This is a genomic window from uncultured Campylobacter sp. (genome assembly GCF_937959485.1).
GTDB lineage: Bacteria > Campylobacterota > Campylobacteria > Campylobacterales > Campylobacteraceae > Campylobacter_B.
The window spans coordinates 195098-212947 of the sequence record NZ_CALGPY010000012.1 but is presented as its reverse complement, the minus strand read 5'-3'; the positions used below and the strand labels follow the sequence as shown (position 1 = coordinate 212947).

Genomic DNA, 17850 nt, shown 5'->3' with positions numbered 1-17850 from the left:
AGATTGAGCTAAGCTTTAAAATTTTACTCCGAGCTCTTGGGATTTTTTAAATCCTCCATGCGCTCCTGCTGAGCCTGCACGAACGCGTCGTATCTGATAAAAAGATAATCCTTGATCTCAAAAATCATCAACGTAAAAATCGAAGGCAGCGTGAAAAATCTAATCGTCATAAACACCAGATCAAGCGCGTTTAGCTCGTCGCTGCCCGCGCGATACCCTCCCGCGCCCGCGGTTAAAATCCCGTGAAGCGTCTCGTAGTTGTAAAGGATGAAAATCGTCACGAAAAGCGTCGAGAGCTTCGATACGATTTTATTCATGATCTGCGCCACGTCCTCGTCGGCGATCACCGACATCGCAAACCACACGATGGTGAAAAACAGCGGAAAGACGATGTTGAAATTTAGCGAGTTATCAAGCTTCTGTGCGCCCGTAACCGCGATGATCGCAAACACCGCCGCAAATGGGATCACAAATAGCGCGAAGGTCATCGCTGATTTTATCGCCTTAAAAAAGCCATACGCAAGCAGAGGCGAGCCCAAAGCAAGCAAAAAGATCGTCAGTGCGTAGTTGGCTTTGGCAAAATCGTATAGGTTAAACAGCGCAAATACCGATGCTGCGGCAAGTAGCGGCACGCTGAGCTTAAACACCGCCCCATATTTGGCGTAAGCGCGCGATACGACGGCATCGAGCCTGCTAAATTTAACGTTTAAGCTTTGCGCTCTGATGAAAAACAAAATGACGAATTTGACGATTACGTTTGGGCTCAAAATAGTTCCTGAAATTTAGTATATTTCATTTTTTATCCTCTAAATATTTTTTAATTTCAAACGCCATCAATGATATTCCTGATGGGATAGTCATAAATTTAATTATATCGGATACTTGATTTTGATGTAGAATTATAAATAATAGGCTTATTATAGTCGATAGTCTAAATATTGTTTTGTTTACAATATCCGCAGCTGCTCTGTCTTTAAAATTGCAAGATGTTATAGTCCAAATAAAGCTAATACTTAATACGAAATATAGATCTGGAAATTCCTTAATTAATTTTTCTAGCAGTTCAAAATTTTTTGTAGTTACTTTTATATTTTGTGTTCCAAAATAAAGAGTTATTAGGGCAAGCTCAATGCCCATAATAAACATAGATACTCCAAGCGCCAAGTTACATTTTCTATATTCTTTTCCAAATAATATTTTTTTTAACTCATCGAAAGATTCTATTGCAAAGAAGAAAATCACAGGAAGAACAAATCCCATAATTCCTATAGTAATCCAATTTAATAAATTTTTGGTAGATGCAAACGGTAATGCTATAAGGAATATAGCTATAGCTATAGATATAACACCTTTCAGATATTTACTCAATGAGCATAGTATAATTGCGGGTATACAAGTAGATGCCATAACTATGCTTGCAAAGATAGGATGATCTGAAAGAGCCCTTATGGCATCTTGAGTCATAAATGCGAATACTGTAGAATAAATTATTATAAAAATTCCAAACGTTATCGCAGGATATTTTTTATCACGCTGTTGATATGCTATCCACCTGATACTTAATAGAAGAAATGAGATAAAAAGTATATGCAAAGAATATTCTTCCCAAAGCCAATTAAGTATATTATTCATATTCTTCCTTTACATCCAATCTAAAATTTGCGTGATCTCCGTGGCGTGAAAAATTTTAAGCCCCTGCGCGTTTTGTGGCTTCATCGGGACAATCGCGTTTTTAAATTTCTGCATCGCGGCTTCTTTCAGGCGCGCATCAAGGTTGAAGATCTCTCTGATCTCGCCGTTTAGGCTCACCTCGCCGATGAAGACGCTCTCTTTACTGATCGGACGGTTTTTGAAGCTACTTACGATCGCCGCGACGACGGCGAGATCGCACGCCGTTTCGGTGATTTTTACGCCGCCGCTTACGTTTACGAAGACATCGTATCCGCCAAGCCCGATCTCAAGCTTGCGATCAAGTAGCGCCAGAAGCATATCGAGGCGATTTTTATCAAAGCCCGTGGCGCTGCGCTTCGGGTAGCCGCTCTCGCACACGAGCGCTTGGATCTCCACGACGAGCGCGCGCGTGCCCTCCATCGTGATCGTGATCGCTGAGCCGCTTACCGCCTTGCCGCGCGTGAAAAATTTACTCGCGACGTCCTTTGCGCTTACGAGCCCGTGCGGCCCCATCTCGAAAATCCCCACCTCGCTCGTAGCCCCGAAGCGGTTTTTAAAACCGCGCAAAATTCTAAGCTGCTTGCTTGCATCGCCCTCGAAATACAGCACCACGTCCACCATATGCTCTAATATGCGCGGGCCTGCGATCGAACCCTCCTTGGTGATGTGGCCGATGATGAAGATCGAAATCCCGCGCGCTTTGGCAAGTCGCATCAGCTCAAATGTGATCTCGCGCACCTGCGTGATTGAGCCAGGCGCAGAGGAGGCTTTGTCGCTAAAAAGCGTCTGGATGCTGTCGATGACGATAAACTTATAATCCCTGCGCTCCACCTCTTCAAGCACGGCGCTTAGATCTATCTCGGTGAGCAAAAACAGCTGCTCGCTTATCGCGCCCAGCCGCTGCGCACGCATTTTGATCTGGCTGGCGCTCTCTTCGCCGCTTACGTAAAGCACGGCGCGGCCGCCGCTTGCTAAATTTGCCGCGATCTTAAGCAGTAGCGTGGATTTTCCGATGCCTGGGCTGCCGCCGATTAGCACGAGCGAGCCCTCCACGACGCCGCCTCCGAGGACTAAATTTAGCTCGCTATCTTTGGTGTCGATGCGCGAAATTTGCTCGATCTGTATTTCGCTGATCGCTTTGGCACTTGCGGACGAGGCGCGGGCAAGCTCGCCCTCGATCTCTTTTAGCGCTTTGATCTGAGCGGGCTTGAGCTCGACGAAGCTATCAAATGCGCCGCAGTCTGGGCATCTGCCGAGCCATCTGCTTTGCTGATTGCCGCAGTGTTGGCACTCAAAAATCGTAGTTTTAATCTTCGCCATCTTTATCCCTCGTTCATTTTGTCTAAATTTAGCCTTGAATTTCGCGAAATTATACTTAAAATTTTTAAAATTTTAGCCTCCTCGTGCGATGCTTGCGAGATCAAAAATCATGAGACGGAGGACTTGCGGCTAAATTTGAGCTAAATTTAAATATGTTTTAAACATTTATAACTATAATACAAATTTCACTTTATTTAAAGAAGGTTTAAGATGAAGGGCAAGCTTAGTAGAAGCCAGTTTTTAACGATATCGCTTACGCTGTTTGCGATGTTTTTCGGTGCGGGAAATTTTATTTTTCCGCCGGGCTTAGGCAAGGATTCCGGACAGAATTTTTATATTGCGATAATGTTTTTTTGCGCTACGGCGGTGCTTCTGCCGGTGCTCGGCGTTGCGGGTATCGCACGCGCAAAGGGGCTTCAGAGCCTAGTGCGCCGCATAGATCCGGTGTTTGCGATCGTTTTTACCGCGCTTTTGTATCTTACGATAGGACCGCTTTTTGCGATACCGCGCGCGGCAAACATGCCTTTTGACATCGCTATTAAGCCTTTTATCGGGCAAGATAGCCTTCAAATTTGGCTATTTGTTTATTCTGCGGCGTATTTTGCGCTGAACTATTACATCTGCATGAACCCCTCAAAGCTTGTCGATCTGCTCGGAAAATACCTCACGCCGATACTTTTGGCGCTTATTTTGCTACTTTTCGGCGCGGGATTTTTGTTTCCTATCGGAAGTTTCGTAGCTCCTAGCGGAGAGTATGTTGATCATGCCGCAGCAAAGGGCTTCGTAGAGGGCTATCAGACGATGGACGCGCTTGCGTCGCTGGCATTCGGAATCATCGTAATTAACGCTATTAAAGCAACCGGCGTAAGCGACGAGAAGCACCTTGTAACCTCCACGATAAAAGCAGGAATGATGTCGGGCGTCATACTGATGACGATATATTTTATGCTGGGCTATCTGGGCGCGACCTCCGCGGAGCTTTTCAAAGATACGCCGAATATCAACGGAGCGGAGCTTCTGTCGCGAGTAAGCGATCATTATTTCGGAAGAATTGGCGTCGTGATCCTAGGCAGTGCGTTTTTCCTAGCCTGCATCACCACGACGCTGGGTCTTATAAGCTCGGCTAGCGAATACTTCGAGGAGCTTACGAAAGGCAAGATCAAATATAAAACCTGGGCGATCGCTTGGTGCGTGATCGGCTTTGGAGTTGCAAATTTCGGTCTTACGACCATCATCAAGGGCTCCATCCCCGTGCTCGTCGCCATCTATCCGATCTCGATCATGCTGATAATCCTCTCGCTGATTAATCCATGGATCGATTCGAGCAAGTTGATTTACCGCGCCTGCGTCTATGTTTGCGTCGTCGAGGGCGTCATAAACGGACTTGATATTTTGGGGATTTCGGTGCCGCTTGTGACGTCGTTTGTGAAGATGATGCCGTTTTACGACTCGATGCTCGGCTGGATCGTGCCTAGCACCTTGACCTTTGCCGTGACCTACGTGCTGCATCTGATATTTGAAAAAAGAGACGATAGCTTTTAACTTTAAGAGCTATTTTAAAATTTAGCCGGGCTCTACGGGGCTCGGCACACTTTTAAATTTTAATTCGTCGCCGAATTTAATCTCACATATTTTTTACTGGAATTTTGACATATAAAATAAGTCGCCTTCAAAATTTTAACCTAAATTTACGCTAAAATTATCAAAATAAAATCGCAAAAGGAAATAAGATGGATAAACGAGACGAGGCGCTAAATCTGGCGCGAGATTTCGAACGCGACGGCTTTAGTATGCCTGATTTATACGAGCGGTTTTGGCGGCTACAAGGTGATGCGGCGGCGTATTTTACGCTAGCGGACAGCCTGCTGCGCGGGCGGATGGACGGCCGCACGCTGCTAAAGGACGCTCTGGGCTATGTAGGCAAGGAGGATTTTAAAGCTCTGATCGCCACGGCGGTTGAAATTTTGCGCGAGGAGGCAGCAGAGGAGCGCAAAACCCAACAGGACGAAAGCGCGGCACAGATGGGAGAGAATGCGCGCTCGGCGCGGGCTGACGAAAGCGCAAGCAAAAATGCACGGCAACGCGGCAGAGATGAAAAGAGCTCGCGCTGGAAAAACGCCGAAGAGGTCATCATCATGGCAAGTCTCGAGTTCGCGCCGTTTTTGCACCAGTATCTGGGTGAGCTTTTTAAATTGCAGCCGAATGAGAGCGCGTATTACGCGGAGTACCCGTGGCGCGGGCTTAGTTACGAGAGCTCACAAATCTGGCGCGAGAGGCTTGCGGATCCGCAGACGAGCAGGGATGAGCGGCAAAAAATTTTTAGCTGCCTGCTTCAGACCCGCGAGCCGCGAAACGTGAAATTTGCCTGCGAGTCCGCGCTTGCAGAGGACTTCTTCGACCGTCCGTGCGACCTGCTTGAATATATTGGCTATTGGCTGGAGGCTGTCGGATTTACCTTTGAGCGGGTTAAATTTGACGCAGACGAGCCTTGCGCCGATAAATCACAAAAAGCACCGAACGATGAAATAAACTTTGGCGGCGAGAAATTTATGCTCAAAAGATACTGCGGTCAGTGCGTGTATCACATAATCTTTCCGCGCGGCTACTTCGGCGCACCCTACGCGCCGCATCTGGCGAAGCACCATCCGACCTGGCGGTTTGAGGGCGGCGAGGCGGGATATAAGCTAGGCGGGGTTTTGGATGAGGCGAACGGCGATGCGCAAAATCCGCTATTTCATCTCATCACGCTTGATCCGCTACCTTGTGACTTGCCCGTGCGATCGCTGCCGCGCCTAATCCTCGCCGCGCACGTCAGAGAGATAAACGAAGGCGAGATAGTCTTTTACGAGCACGACGCGCAGGGTATGCCACGACGTATCGGCGAAAGGACGCAGGTCGAATACGCCTTTGACGAACCGATAAAAGAGTGCGAAGTAGTACTTGCGCCCACGCCGGCGCGCTGGGCGGCTCAGGACTGGGGGATGTCAAATAGCAGGCAAAACCTCGCGCGCATCGGCGGCGAGCCTTCGTGGATACAGGGCGCTTTGGTGCCGCGCTGTCCGATATGCGGCGAAAAGATGGAGTTTTTGATGCAGCTTGACAGCGAGCTTCCAAGCTGCGAGCAAGGAGGCGAGGTGATGTTCGGCAGCGGCGGGATTTTATATGTGTTTTGGTGCGAGCGGACGCGGGTGAGCGGGTTTTTTATGCAGTGTACGTGAGTAAAATTTAAGAAAAACGCGCAAATGGACGGACGGATGATCACGGCGAAAATAAAAAGAAGGGGCAATGTTTGGTATTTTGACGATTATTTTAAGTCGCTTCGCAAGAATGAAAACGAAATAGCAAAGCCTATCAGGCAGTTCGTCTCGGATCCGAAAAGGTATCTGTTTAATACAAAAGAGACCCTTCACGACGCCGTTTTGACTGAATTTAAATTTGGCATTTTAAAAAACGAAGATAGACTGACGATGAAATTTTTATCGCCCTACCATGATAGAAATTTTAAATTTGTTTTCAAAAACGTCCTAGCCGTCCGCTTCAAAACGGACGATAAGAGCTTTAAAAACAACGATCTGATAGTTCATCAATTTTCGCTAAAGCGGGAAGGCGTTTGCGAGTATGATTTTATCTTTGCGAGCGGACAGAGGATAACCGTGAAATTTAAACAGCTTGAAATCATTGAGGAATTCTTATAAGCGCGCTGCTTTGTTGATGGCGGAGGGATTTTACGTATTTTGGTGCGAGCGGACGCGGGTGAGCGCGTTTTTTATGCGGTGCGTGAGCGAGAATTTTGTAAAATTATAAAACGAAAATCGTAAAATTCTAAGATAATCGAGCGGCAAAATTTGCCGAGCATTTCGGCGCGTAAAATTTGAACTTGTTCGGCGAGAATATGTAAATTTACGCAGAGCCTAGGCGTAAATTCCCTCCACAAGCGTTTCTACGAACTCATCCGAGTTAAATTCCGCCAAATCCTCCATCCGCTCGCCCACGCCGACGAAAAGTATCGGCAGCCGCAGCTCGCGCGCTATGGCGAAAAGTGCGCCGCCTTTGGGCGTGCCGTCGAGCTTCGTGATGATGATGCCGTCGAGCCTTACGATCTCGTTGAACGCTCTGGCTTGCGCGACGCTGTGATTGCCCTGAGTGGCGTCTAGAACGATGATCTTTCGGTGCGGTGCGCCGCTTTTTGCGCGGTCGCAGATGCGCACGATCTTCTCTAACTCCGCGGCTAAATTTTTCTGATTTTGCAGGCGTCCGGCGGTGTCGATCAGGACGCGATCGATGTTTTTGGCACTAGCTGAGCTAACGGTGTCAAACGCCACAGCAGCGGGATCGTGCCCCTGCGCGGTCGCTACGATCGGTAGATTTAGAATTTGCGCCCATTTGCGCAGCTGCTCGACTGCGCCCGCGCGAAAGGTGTCGCATGCGCCTAAAATCACGCTCTGACCGCTATTTTTATATAAATTTGCAAGCTTTGCGGTCGTCGTGGTCTTGCCCGCGCCGTTTACGCCGATGATGAGCTCTACGAACGGCTTCTCATCTGCGGCTTTAGCGATCTCGTAATCGAAATAGTTCTTCAAAACGCCCTTGAGATCATCTTTTGCGACTAGCTTTTTTGCGGGCAGTTTTTCTAAAATTTCCTCCACAAGCTCGTAGCCTACGTCGGCTTCAAGCAGCATCTCTTCTAGGATTTCTTTTGAAATTTTATCCTCGCCCTTTGCACCTCGCATCGCGCCTATGGTCTTGCTAAGCCCTTTTTTAAAAAATTCGAACATCAAAAAATTTTCTCCAATTCGGTTATTAAAATTTCTTCCGGCATCAGCCCGAAATACTGCGCGCTAAACTTGCCCTTTTCGTCGTATATCGCCATATACGGCACTTCGTTTATGCCGCCTAGCGCCTTTGTAAAAAAGTCCGTTCCTTCGCCGTAAGCGATCGCGTAATTTACCTCGTGCGCGCTTGCATAGGTTTTTGCATCGTCTAAATTTGCGTCACCGATCATTACGCCGATGATATCAAGCTTGCCGGAGTAGGCTTGTTTGGCGGCATTTAGCGCGCTTACCTGCACGGCGCAGGCGTCGCACCACGGCGTAAAAAATGCAAATAGCGTCACGGTGGAGTTATTATCGATACGAAAGCCTTGCTTCGTCTTTTGCATATTTAAAATTTTTCCGTTATTAAGCTGAAGTGTAAAAGGAGCGGTATAATCGACTTGGATTACGGCTTCGGTTTCGGACTGCGGCTGCGTGGTGTTGGCCTCGGTCGGGGTATTGCTTGATTTTTTATCCTCATCATTGCCGCAACCTGCAAGAAAGAAAAAAGCCGTAAAAAGCGCTAGAAAAAAACGAAATTTCATAATAAACCTTAAAATTTAATCGCAAGATTATACAAAAACTAGCTAAAATAAGCGTTAATATTTTATTCGAAAGATCAAACGATGCAAAAGAATGAATTCAGAAAAATTTGCAAATCTCGCTTAAAATCTCACACCGCGCGAGCGGCTAGATGCGAGCATTACGCACTTTTATGGCGGCTTGAGCGGCTGATAAAATTTTTAAAAGCGCGTAAAATTTTGATATTTTTGCCGATGAACTACGAGCCGAACGTTTTGATTTTAAGAAAAAAGCTATCAAAAAGCTGCGAATTTTACGTTCCGTTTATGGTGGATATTAGTTTAAAAATGGTAAGATTGCGCCAGCCTTTTAAAATTTCGCGCTTTGGGCTGCGACAGACGCTTCCGCAAAACGGGTATTTTAAAAAGGTCGATCTAGCCGTGGTTCCAGCTATCGGAGTGGATGGCGCAATGGCTAGAATAGGACATGGGAAAGGATTTTACGATATGTTTTTTTCAGGTCTGAAGCTTAAGCCCGCAATCGCGTTCGTGAGTATAAAAGACTGCTTTTGCAGCGAAATTTTATCGCTTGATCACGACGTAAAGGGCGATTTTTACATAACTCCGAGCCAAAATTACCTAAAAAGAGGAAAGTATGATAGAGATTTTAATCGCCTTGTGCGCTCTTGCGGTGGGCGCTGGCATAGGATACTTAGTAGCTAGAAAGATCAATAACGCCAATTACGATTTCTTCGTAGAACAAGCCAAAGCTAAAGCTAAAGCGATAGAATTTGAAGCCGAGGGCATCTTGCGAAATTCTAAAATTTCGGTGCAGGAAGCGGAGTTTGAAGCTAAGAAAAAATACGACGACAAATCAAGCAAACTACAGAAGGAATTTAACGTTAAATTTGACGAGCTCGGCAAAAAGGAGCGCGCGCTTCTAACCGAGCAAGAAATTTTAAAAGACAGCAAAAAAGAGCTCGAAAGCGCCAAAAAAGAGGCGAAATTCCTCTACGAAGAGGGCTCAAATTTAAAGAAAAGCTATGAAGAGAAGCTAGCCGAAGCGCTTAAAGTTTTGGAGCGCGTGGCGGGCTTTACGCAGGATGAAGCGCGCGCGCAGGTGCTTAAAAAGGTCGAGGAGCAAAGCCGCACCGACATCGCTCACATAGTACGAAAGTATGAAGAGGAAGCCAAAAAAGAGGCGCGAAAAAAGGCGAATTATATTTTGGCGCAGGCTACGTCGCGCTTTGCGGGCGAGTTTGCCGCCGAGCGGCTTATCAACGTCGTAAATATCAAAAATGACGAGCTTAAAGGCCGCATCATCGGTAAGGAGGGGCGCAACATAAAGGCGCTTGAGATGACTCTTGGCGTGGACGTCATCATCGACGATACCCCGAATGCGATCATCGTAAGCTCGCACAATCTCTACCGTCGCGCTATCGCCGTTCGCGTCATCGAAACGCTTATCGAAGACGGCAGAATTCAGCCTGCGCGCATCGAGGACATCTACAAAAAAGTAAGTGATGAATTTGAAGCTAGCATCGCCGAAGAGGGCGAAAATATCGTAATGGATCTAGGCCTTAGCAAAATTCACCCTGAAATTTTAAAACTCATCGGCAAGCTTAAATTTCGCGCCAGCTACGGACAGAACGCCCTTGCGCACAGCCTTGAGGTCGCGCATCTTGCAGGCATCATCGCCGCAGAAACGGGCGGGGATCAAAAGCTAGCCAAGCGGGCGGGCCTGCTTCACGATATCGGTAAGGCGCTAACTCACGAGTACGAGGGTTCGCACGTAGATCTTGGCGCCGAGGTTTGCCGCCGCTACAAAGAGCATCCGGTGGTGATAAACGCTATCTACGCCCACCACGGCCACGAGGAGGCTACCAGCGTGGAAAGCGCCGCAGTCTGTGCCGCAGACGCGCTAAGTGCTGCGCGCCCGGGCGCTAGACGAGAGGTGCTAGAGAGCTATCTAAAGCGCGTTAGTGATATCGAAGCGATCGCGATGAGTAAAACGGGCGTCAAACAAGCCTATGCGATCAACGCAGGTCGCGAGATCCGCGTCATCGCAAACGCCAAGCTTATGAACGACGACGAGGCGGTTTTGGTCGCTAAAGAGATCGCCTCTGATATCCAAGACAAGGTTCAATTCCCAGGTGAGATCAAGGTTAACGTCATACGCGAGCTTCGCGCGGTAGAGATAGCCAAATAAGGAGTGTGAAATGAAAAAATTTATAATAGCTTTATTTTTGCTTTTTAGCGGGGCGTTTGCCGAGGATGAGCTCATCATTGATAGCGCGAGTGCCTATTCGTCGGTGATGCGCACAAACGCGCAATACAAATACCTAGCGCAGCAAGCCCGCGCGATAGTGATCTTTCCGAGCGTTAAGAAGCTAGGCTTCATCATAGGCGGCATGTATGGCGAGGGGATCATCATCTACAATAACGACGGCGCGCATAGCGTAAGCGGCGCTGAGATCAGCAGCGCCAGCGTAGGACTTCAGATCGGCTATGAGGATAATTATCTAGTCATTTTCGTAATGCATGACGATGTAATCCAAAAAATGCGAAATTCCCAAATCACGCTCTCAGGCGATGCGACGGCAGTTGCAGGTAATTACAGCGCCGATTCTGGCTCGTTAGACGTGCTAAATCAAGATATGTACGTCTTTACGAATAAAGGCGGGCTGTTTGCGGGAGTGAGCCTGGGTGGTTCGGTGCTGGAGACCAAAAATGACCGCGCTTTTGATCCAAATACTGAGGGCTATGCACTTTTGATGCGAGTAATCGGCGCAGATGAGTAAAATTTAGCTAAAGGTGCTAAGGCGCATAGCTTAGCGAAAAATTTTGCTTTATGGGCGTTTTATTAGCGGCTTGGAATTTTGCTCGCGTAATTTCTGCAGAATAATAGACTTAGGTGCGTAATTTTATTGCGATTCGCGGGGTGGGAGGCATTTGAGGATATCGCGTAAATCCTGCGTAATTCGCGAGTTACTTTGAATTCTAAAGAAGTCGAAATTTTGTCATTAAATTTAGAATTGCAAAATTTTAACGCTAAATTTTGCGGAGATTTTACTTGATGCTAGAAATTTTATTTTAGAATTTCGCTTGATATTTTGCGGCGAAATTTTATATTTCGCGACAGCTGCTCGGAATTTTAATTTAATGTCGCAGCAAAATCAAGTGGCGTCGTGGGACGTTATAGTGAAATTTTCGCGCCGAATTTTAAAGCTGCTTTAGTCAAATTTATAGAATTTTATACGATCTAATGAAAGGATTCGATGGAATCGATGTTTGCAAACCTTCATACGTGGGGGTATCTGATACTGTTTTTGTATTCGCTGGGCGGAGGATTTTTGGCGCTTGCGGCAGCGGGCGTGCTAAGCTCGGCCGGCGAGCTCAATATCGTCTTATGCATCGTAATCGCCTGCATATCGAACTTCATAGGCGATTCGGGGCTGTTTTTAGTAAGCCGCTACAATAAAAAAGAGATCATGCCCTATCTGCGCAAACAGCGCCGCAACCTCGCTCTGGCGCAAATTTTGTTTCGCAAATACGGCGACCGCATAATTTTAATCAAAAAATTTATCTACGGCCTCAAAACCCTCGTACCGATCGCGATCGGCATCACAAAATATTCATTTTTAAAATTTAGCGTCATCAATGCCGTAAGCTCGCTCATTTGGGCGCTTGTGGTGGGGCTACTGAGCTATTACGCGGGTGATTTCGTGCGCGAGCTCTATGTGCATATCAAGGGCGCGCCGTGGATCGCGCCGCTGGCTCTAGGCGCGATAGTAGCGGCGATCGTGCTCTATTTTCGCTTCGCCACGCGCAAAAGAGGCTAGCGGTGGCAAAAAAGCTGATCCCGCTCGCAATTTTCGCAGCACTTCTTTTGGCGCTAAATTTCATCTCCAATTCGCACAGTCCTACGACTAAAGATGAGCGGATTTTTACCTCCAAAACCCTGGATGCTGCGTCGCGTAAAAGCGGCGTGCAAGATCTTAAGCGCGGTTCCGATCGCGAAATTTCAAGCTTCGAAAATCCCGCAAGCGGCGTCGGCGCAAAAGATAAGAGCGGCGTAAGAAGCGCAGATGGCGGGGCGGGGCGCGGAGCAGACATAGGAGATTTAAAATCTCCTCCGCGAGCAAACGAGCGCGGCGCGGCAGATTCTAAAGACGAGGCGGATGTCCACACGCGGCACAGCGCAGATTATGAAGCTTCGAACTCGCAAAATCCAGACGTAAATTCTAAAAATCAGCTCGCGGACGAGCCCTGCATAAGCAGGGAGTGCGTGAGCGCTCATATCCGCCGTACGGGCTCTTTGCCGCAAAATTTTATCACGAAAAAGCAGGCGGGCGATCTTGGCTGGCAGGGCGGCGATCTGTGGCGATATGCGCGCGGCAAGAGTATCGGCGGCGATCGTTTTGGTAATTTTGAGCGCAGACTACCTGATAAAAAGGGGCGGATCTGGCGCGAATGCGACATCGAGTATCGCGGCGGTCCGCGCGGCGCAAAGCGGCTGATATTTTCAAACGACGGGCTGATCTTTTACACCGCCGATCATTACGAAAGCTTCGAGCGTGTGCAATGAGTTTAAATTTTAAAACGTGCCGCGCTGCAAAGATCATCATCGACGGCGCAAAGATCAGACGCAAAGATCAAATTTTCGCGCTGTTTGCCGCAGCGCTAAATTTCAAGCCCGAATACGTCGCAAATTTAGACGCGCTCTACGACGCGCTGGGCGAGCGAGGCGGGCAGGTCTTAGTCGTCATCAAAAGGGGCGGAATTTTAAAGCTAAGGCTGGGTAAATTTTATGATATTTTGCTCGAGGTTTTGCGAAGCGGCAAAGCGAAAATTTTAATCTTATGAACTTGCGCGGCAGCCATTCCGCTTTAAAGCTAAATTTTGCCGAGGCAAAGATAGGTTTGTTTCGGCGCAGTTTCGAGCGTGCTCTTAAAATTTACTGAATTTTAGAGCTTATTAAAAGAGGCGATTTTAGAAATTTCACCCACAAAGCTCACGCGGTCAAATTTAAACTCAAGCCCATACTGCCAATCTTTGCGGCGCAGGTTTGTAAAGTCGTAAAGCTTAACCGTCTCTGTTTCAAATTTAATCTTAAGCGCGAGATACCAGCAGCTCCAGATCCCGCACGGACAGCCCAACAGCACGACATCCCGCTCATCTTGCGCCAAATCAGCCTCAAGCGCCGCGCGTAAAAATAGCTCCTCAAAATCGATCAAGCTTAAGTAGGCGTAGCCTCCTGCGATGCAGCCTTGCCCATTTTTTACCGCAAAGCTTCGCTCGCGCTGCCTAATCAGCTCAAGCAGGGGCTCGCCGTTTATCGCAGCGACGACTTCGGTAAAGCTTTCACCCTCAATTTCGTAATCGTTTAGGTAAAATTTAATGCTATCCATGCGGCAATCTCGCTAAATGATCTGTTTTGCGCCGTATTTGCACCGGCCTGCTAAAATTTCGTCGCAGTTTAGCGAATTTGAAGTGAAATTCGGTTGAAGATCAAGAAATTCGCTGGTAAAGCGCAGATCAAATGGGTATTTTGTAAAATTTAGGGATTTTGGGCTTGCGGAGCTTGCTTTTGGTGAGCGCAAGCTCAAATTTACAAAAAAGCTAAATTTGCATAGATGAAAGAAGCGAAAATAAAAGGTTAAATTTCATCGCAGATCAAAGAGATCGAAACAAGGGTTAAATTTTGCTATGGATAAAGAAGTCGAAATTTAGAAATGAGGGGTTAAATTTAATTCGTTTTTCAGGGCGCTTAAATTTAACCCCGCCGCGGCTACATCATTTCGCCGCTTTTGTGCTCGTGCTCGGTGTAGGTTACCGGAATATCCTTCTTGCCTTTTCCCGGTGTATACACTCCCTCTCCACGTTTGAAAAGAAGCTCGATGCCTTCGTCGTTCGTAAGCATTATGCCGCTTGCGGAAGCCGCGCGTTTGAGATTATGCTTTTTGCCTTTTTCGTCGGTTAACACGCCTGTTGCGAACATATCGTTCGAGCTAAGGCTGATGCGCTTATCTCCGGTCTCTCCTAGCAGAAATACGATCGTGTGCGTTACGGACTCTTGCGTTTGCTGTGGAGCCGTATCGGCCTTAGGTTGGCTGCATCCGCTTAAAATCGCGATTGCCGCTAATGACGAGAATACAATTCGTCTCATTTTTTCTCCTTTAAAAAAAGTTCGCGAATTATATAGCCAAAAAGTAAATCCTAGATTTCGCGACTTTTTATTTAATCAAAGATTAACCCAAATTTAGTAAAATTCCAGCTGAAAACATCCCAAATAAGGAGAACATTATGGCAGTAAAAATCGCAATTAACGGCTTTGGAAGGATCGGTAGGTGCGCGGCTAGAATTGCGCTAAGCAGGGACGATGTAGAGCTTGTGGCGATCAACGATACCGCTAAACGCGAGCTTACGAGATACCTGCTTCAATACGATACCGTTCACGGCGAGTTTCGTAAAAAAGTAGAAATTCTAAGCGACGAATGCATAGCCGTAGACGGCAAAAAAATCCGCGTCTATTCCACCAGAGAGCCTGCGGAGCTTGATTTTGCCGGCGATGGTGCAGAAGCTGTGCTTGAATGTACTGGTGCGTTTTTAACGAGCGAAAAATGCAAGCCGTTCATAGATAACGGTATCGGCGTAGTCGTAATGAGCGCGCCTGCCAAGGATGATACGCCTACTTTCGTAATCGGCGTTAATGAGGGCACTTATGCAGGACAGCGCGTCATCTCAAACGCTAGCTGCACCACTAACGGCCTGGCTCCGATTGCAAAAATTCTAGACGATGAGCTTGGTATCGAAAAGGGTCTGATGACGACCATTCACGCCTATACACATGGACAGAGTCTAGTCGATGTAAAAGCCAAGGATTTTCGCCGTTCACGCGCCGCAGCTCTTAATATCGCTCCGACTACGACGGGCGCGGCAAAAGCGATTAGTAAGGTACTTCCGCAGCTAAGCGGTAAGATGCACGGAAAATCTGTGCGCGTGCCGGTAGCTAACGTTTCGATGGTTGATCTAACGGTGCTAACGCGCAAGCAGACGAGCGCCGAGGAGCTAAACGAAATTTTCCGCCGCTATGCTGCTAAAGAGATGAAAGGAATTTTGCTCGTAGACGACGATAGCCGCGTCAGCAGCGATTTTTGTACTTCAGAATACTCCAGCATCGTAGCTAGCGACTGCACGCAGGTAATTGACAGCAATCTGATAAAAGTGATGAGCTGGTATGACAACGAGTGGGGATATAGTGAGCGCCTCATCGATTTAGCCTTATATGCGGCAAAAAGAAGGAAATAAGATGGGCGAAATTCTTTCGATTAAAGATTTAAAATTTAAAGACGGCGCGCGCGTTTTTATCAGGTGCGATTTTAACGTGCCGATGGATGAGTTTTGCAATATTACGGACGATCGTCGCATCCGTTCGTCTATCCCTACGATTAAATATTGCTTAGACGAGGGCTGCGCGGTAATTTTAGCCAGCCACTTAGGACGCCCGAAAAACGGATACGAAGAAAGACTTAGCCTAAAGCCTGTGGTAAAGAGGCTATCTAGGCTTTTGGAGCGCGAGATAAAATTTGTCTCCGACGTCGCGGGCGAGGAAGCTGGAGCTGCGGTAAATTCGCTTAAAAAGGGCGAAGTGCTTCTGCTGGATAATCTGCGCTTCGAAAAGGGCGAGAGCAAAAACGACGAGGCGCTAGCTAAGAGGCTTGCGAGCTACGCGGAATTTTATATCAACGATGCTTTTGGCGTATGCCACCGCGCGCATGCTTCGGTAGAGGCGATTACAAAATTCTACGATGAGGCACACAAAGCGGCGGGATTTTTGCTGCTAAAAGAGATAAAATTCGCCAAAGACCTTATTAAAGATCCTGCGCGTCCTTTTGTAGCCGTAACAGGCGGCAGCAAAGTAAGCGGCAAGCTTCAGGCGCTTAAAAATTTACTTCCTAAAGTCGATAAGCTCATCATCGGAGGCGGTATGGCGTTTACGTTTTTAAAAGCCGTCGGATATGACATCGGCAAATCTTTACTCGAAGAGGATCTAATCGAGGAAGCAAAAAATATTCTCCGCAATGCTCGCGAGCTTGGGGTCAAAATTTATATCCCCGTCGATGCTGTCGCAGCTCCGCAATGCTCGCAAGATGCCGTTACAAAAAAGGTTACCGTCCAAGAAATTCCAAGCGATTGGATGGGGCTAGATATCGGACCTGCGACCGTAGCGCTTTTTAAAGAAGCCCTAGACGATGCACAAACGATCTGGTGGAACGGACCGATGGGAGTTTTTGAGATCGATAAATTCGCTCGCGGCAGCCTGCATATATCGCATGCGATCGCAGATAGCGACGCCACGACCGTAGTGGGCGGTGGCGATACTGCAGATGTCGTCGAACGCGCGGGTAACGCTGATGATATGACTTTCATTTCTACCGGAGGCGGCGCGAGCTTAGAACTCATCGAGGGCAAGGAACTGCCGGGCGTGCGAGTGCTTACTGCTAAAACGGAGCTGCGATGATACTGGCGGCGAATCTTAAATGTAACCATACCCGCGCTAGCTTTAAGCGGTACGCTAAAGTTTTAGATGAAGGCTTAGCGGGCGGAATTTCGCGCGAGAATGAAATTTTGGTTTTTCCTCCTGCTAGCGCATTTTGCGCAGGGGTGAAAAATTTTACTCAAGGCGCGCAAAATTTCTATCCTGCCGCGCATGGCAGCTTTACGGGCGAGATCGGCGGCGATATGCTGGTGGAATTTGATATCAAAACCGTTCTTATCGGACATAGCGAGCGGCGCGCTATTTTGGGCGAGAGCGCGGAGCTGATAAAAGAAAAATTTAGTTTTGCCGCAGCGCAGGGCTGGCGCATCGTTTTTTGCGTCGGCGAGGATGAGGCGGCATTTGCGCAAAACCGCAGCGAGGAGTTTGTAGCGACACAGCTTGAGGGTATCGATCTGAAATATCCGAGCTTAGTACTAGCCTACGAGCCCGTCTGGGCGATCGGCACGGGCAGAAGCGCGCAGCGCGAGCAGATCGAAAGAATGCTAAATTTCTTGCGCGCTAAAAGCCCCGCGCCGCTACTTTACGGCGGCAGCGTAAATGCCGAAAATATCGCAAAAATTTGCGCGATAAGAGGTTGCGACGGGGTGTTAGTGGGCACAGCAAGCTGGGACGCCTCTGGCTTCTTGGAGCTTATTAGCGCGTCATCTCGCTGACGTCTTTAAATGATTTCGTAAATTTCGCCCTGCGACAGGCTACATGCCTAGTCTTGGGACGAAATTTGCTTCAAAACATTTAAATCCGCCTAGCGATATTTCCGCTTGTCGATTTATGTTTAGAATTTGACATTTTATTAAATTTGGATTGCAAAATTTTAGGTCGCCTAGTCTAGTTTCGCGATACTGCCGCTATCGAATTGCGTTTAAAATTAGGCGTTTCGCGAGATTTTGCGAATTTTAATTTGTAGAATTTTAAGTCAAATTGCGAAGGATTTTTCGCTTAGTCAAGGCAAAATTTAAAAAATAAG

19 protein-coding genes are annotated in these 17850 nt (G+C 47.5%); 12 read left to right on the top strand and 7 right to left on the bottom strand.

All coding sequences use genetic code 11. From position 1 onward, the window contains the following. Positions 1-23 precede the first annotated feature (23 nt). The 3 genes from Q0380_RS08490 to radA are packed head-to-tail and all read right to left on the bottom strand — an operon-like array spanning position 24 to position 2991. Entirely contained in the window at positions 24-767 is a 744-nt protein-coding gene (locus Q0380_RS08490; protein ID WP_298962642.1) for a hypothetical protein, read from the bottom strand. 25 nt (positions 768-792) lie between these two features. Then, entirely contained in the window at positions 793-1632 is an 840-nt protein-coding gene (locus Q0380_RS08485) for a hypothetical protein (RefSeq protein WP_298962639.1), read from the bottom strand. Positions 1633-1641: 9 nt separating this feature from the next. Further along, positions 1642-2991, bottom strand: a complete 1350-nt coding sequence (gene radA, locus Q0380_RS08480) for a DNA repair protein RadA (RefSeq protein WP_298962637.1) — start codon at positions 2989-2991, stop codon at positions 1642-1644. Positions 2992-3201: 210 nt separating this feature from the next. Here radA and brnQ point away from each other — a divergent pair, with 210 nt between their 5' ends. From brnQ to Q0380_RS08465, 3 genes are all read left to right on the top strand, one after another. Continuing rightward, positions 3202-4533 (top strand): branched-chain amino acid transport system II carrier protein, encoded by a 1332-nt coding sequence (brnQ, locus tag Q0380_RS08475; protein ID WP_298962634.1) that lies wholly within the window; start codon positions 3202-3204, stop codon positions 4531-4533. Between the two features lie 188 nt (positions 4534-4721). Further along, the gene (locus Q0380_RS08470; protein WP_298962631.1) at positions 4722-6209 is read left to right on the top strand and encodes a hypothetical protein; all 1488 of its coding nucleotides are present in this window, start codon (positions 4722-4724) and stop codon (positions 6207-6209) included. Between the two features lie 36 nt (positions 6210-6245). After that, entirely contained in the window at positions 6246-6686 is a 441-nt protein-coding gene (locus Q0380_RS08465; RefSeq protein ID WP_298962628.1) for a hypothetical protein, read from the top strand. Between the two features lie 216 nt (positions 6687-6902). Here the strand turns inward: Q0380_RS08465 and ftsY are convergent, their stop codons facing one another. Continuing rightward, positions 6903-7766: a signal recognition particle-docking protein FtsY gene (gene ftsY, locus Q0380_RS08460; RefSeq protein ID WP_298962626.1), complete on the bottom strand. Its 864-nt coding sequence runs from the start codon at positions 7764-7766 to the stop codon at positions 6903-6905. After that, positions 7766-8347: a TlpA disulfide reductase family protein gene (locus tag Q0380_RS08455; RefSeq protein ID WP_298962623.1), complete on the bottom strand. Its 582-nt coding sequence runs from the start codon at positions 8345-8347 to the stop codon at positions 7766-7768. Before Q0380_RS08455 ends, ftsY begins: the two co-directional genes overlap by 1 nt. Positions 8348-8428: 81 nt before the next feature. On the opposite strand from Q0380_RS08455, the gene Q0380_RS08450 reads away from it, so the two are divergent. The 6 genes from Q0380_RS08450 (at position 8429) to Q0380_RS08425 (ending at position 13189) form a co-directional block, all read left to right on the top strand. After that, positions 8429-9046, top strand: a complete 618-nt coding sequence (locus Q0380_RS08450; protein WP_298962620.1) for a 5-formyltetrahydrofolate cyclo-ligase — start codon at positions 8429-8431, stop codon at positions 9044-9046. Continuing rightward, a complete protein-coding gene (rny, locus tag Q0380_RS08445; RefSeq protein ID WP_298962618.1) occupies positions 8979-10532 on the top strand; it encodes a ribonuclease Y in 1554 nt (517 codons plus the stop codon). The genes Q0380_RS08450 and rny overlap by 68 nt, the downstream gene beginning before the upstream one ends. 10 nt (positions 10533-10542) lie before the next feature. Next, the gene (locus tag Q0380_RS08440; protein ID WP_298962615.1) at positions 10543-11124 is read left to right on the top strand and encodes a lipid-binding SYLF domain-containing protein; all 582 of its coding nucleotides are present in this window, start codon (positions 10543-10545) and stop codon (positions 11122-11124) included. 477 nt (positions 11125-11601) lie between these two features. Beyond that, positions 11602-12165 (top strand): DedA family protein, encoded by a 564-nt coding sequence (locus tag Q0380_RS08435; RefSeq protein ID WP_298962612.1) that lies wholly within the window; start codon positions 11602-11604, stop codon positions 12163-12165. A gap of 2 nt (positions 12166-12167) precedes the next feature. Next, on the top strand, positions 12168-12911 hold the full coding sequence (locus Q0380_RS08430; RefSeq protein WP_298962609.1) for a ribonuclease domain-containing protein: 744 nt from the start codon (positions 12168-12170) through the stop codon (positions 12909-12911). Further along, a complete protein-coding gene (locus Q0380_RS08425; RefSeq protein WP_298962606.1) occupies positions 12908-13189 on the top strand; it encodes a barstar family protein in 282 nt (93 codons plus the stop codon). The genes Q0380_RS08430 and Q0380_RS08425 overlap by 4 nt, the downstream gene beginning before the upstream one ends. 101 nt (positions 13190-13290) lie before the next feature. Here Q0380_RS08425 and Q0380_RS08420 read toward each other — a convergent pair whose 3' ends face one another. Beyond that, on the bottom strand, positions 13291-13734 hold the full coding sequence (locus tag Q0380_RS08420) for a hypothetical protein (protein ID WP_298962603.1): 444 nt from the start codon (positions 13732-13734) through the stop codon (positions 13291-13293). A 380-nt stretch (positions 13735-14114) separates the two neighbouring features. After that, entirely contained in the window at positions 14115-14492 is a 378-nt protein-coding gene (locus Q0380_RS08415) for a hypothetical protein (RefSeq protein ID WP_298962600.1), read from the bottom strand. Between the two features lie 137 nt (positions 14493-14629). On the opposite strand from Q0380_RS08415, the gene gap reads away from it, so the two are divergent. From gap to Q0380_RS08400, 3 genes are read left to right on the top strand one after another with little or no spacing between them, the layout of a single operon-like run. Next, positions 14630-15634 carry a type I glyceraldehyde-3-phosphate dehydrogenase gene (gap, locus tag Q0380_RS08410; protein WP_298962598.1) on the top strand — a complete coding sequence of 335 codons (1005 nt, stop codon included), beginning with the start codon at positions 14630-14632 and terminating at the stop codon, positions 15632-15634. Between the two features lies 1 nt (position 15635). Beyond that, positions 15636-16847, top strand: coding sequence for a phosphoglycerate kinase (locus Q0380_RS08405; RefSeq protein ID WP_177386771.1), 1212 nt, complete (start codon positions 15636-15638; stop codon positions 16845-16847). Then, positions 16844-17539 carry a triose-phosphate isomerase gene (locus Q0380_RS08400; protein ID WP_298962595.1) on the top strand — a complete coding sequence of 232 codons (696 nt, stop codon included), beginning with the start codon at positions 16844-16846 and terminating at the stop codon, positions 17537-17539. The genes Q0380_RS08405 and Q0380_RS08400 overlap by 4 nt, the downstream gene beginning before the upstream one ends. Positions 17540-17850 lie beyond the last annotated feature (311 nt).

Coding starts and splice junctions, on each gene's coding strand:
- Q0380_RS08485 (WP_298962639.1), bottom strand. CDS start 1,632: ATGAATAATATACTTAATTGGCTTTGGGAAGAATATTCTTTGCATATA.
- radA (WP_298962637.1), bottom strand. CDS start 2,991: ATGGCGAAGATTAAAACTACGATTTTTGAGTGCCAACACTGCGGCAAT.
- brnQ (WP_298962634.1), top strand. CDS start 3,202: ATGAAGGGCAAGCTTAGTAGAAGCCAGTTTTTAACGATATCGCTTACG.
- Q0380_RS08470 (WP_298962631.1), top strand. CDS start 4,722: ATGGATAAACGAGACGAGGCGCTAAATCTGGCGCGAGATTTCGAACGC.
- Q0380_RS08465 (WP_298962628.1), top strand. CDS start 6,246: ATGATCACGGCGAAAATAAAAAGAAGGGGCAATGTTTGGTATTTTGAC.
- ftsY (WP_298962626.1), bottom strand. CDS start 7,766: ATGTTCGAATTTTTTAAAAAAGGGCTTAGCAAGACCATAGGCGCGATG.
- Q0380_RS08455 (WP_298962623.1), bottom strand. CDS start 8,347: ATGAAATTTCGTTTTTTTCTAGCGCTTTTTACGGCTTTTTTCTTTCTT.
- Q0380_RS08450 (WP_298962620.1), top strand. CDS start 8,429: ATGCAAAAGAATGAATTCAGAAAAATTTGCAAATCTCGCTTAAAATCT.
- rny (WP_298962618.1), top strand. CDS start 8,979: ATGATAGAGATTTTAATCGCCTTGTGCGCTCTTGCGGTGGGCGCTGGC.
- Q0380_RS08440 (WP_298962615.1), top strand. CDS start 10,543: ATGAAAAAATTTATAATAGCTTTATTTTTGCTTTTTAGCGGGGCGTTT.
- Q0380_RS08435 (WP_298962612.1), top strand. CDS start 11,602: ATGGAATCGATGTTTGCAAACCTTCATACGTGGGGGTATCTGATACTG.
- Q0380_RS08425 (WP_298962606.1), top strand. CDS start 12,908: ATGAGTTTAAATTTTAAAACGTGCCGCGCTGCAAAGATCATCATCGAC.
- Q0380_RS08420 (WP_298962603.1), bottom strand. CDS start 13,734: ATGGATAGCATTAAATTTTACCTAAACGATTACGAAATTGAGGGTGAA.
- Q0380_RS08415 (WP_298962600.1), bottom strand. CDS start 14,492: ATGAGACGAATTGTATTCTCGTCATTAGCGGCAATCGCGATTTTAAGC.
- gap (WP_298962598.1), top strand. CDS start 14,630: ATGGCAGTAAAAATCGCAATTAACGGCTTTGGAAGGATCGGTAGGTGC.
- Q0380_RS08405 (WP_177386771.1), top strand. CDS start 15,636: ATGGGCGAAATTCTTTCGATTAAAGATTTAAAATTTAAAGACGGCGCG.
- Q0380_RS08400 (WP_298962595.1), top strand. CDS start 16,844: ATGATACTGGCGGCGAATCTTAAATGTAACCATACCCGCGCTAGCTTT.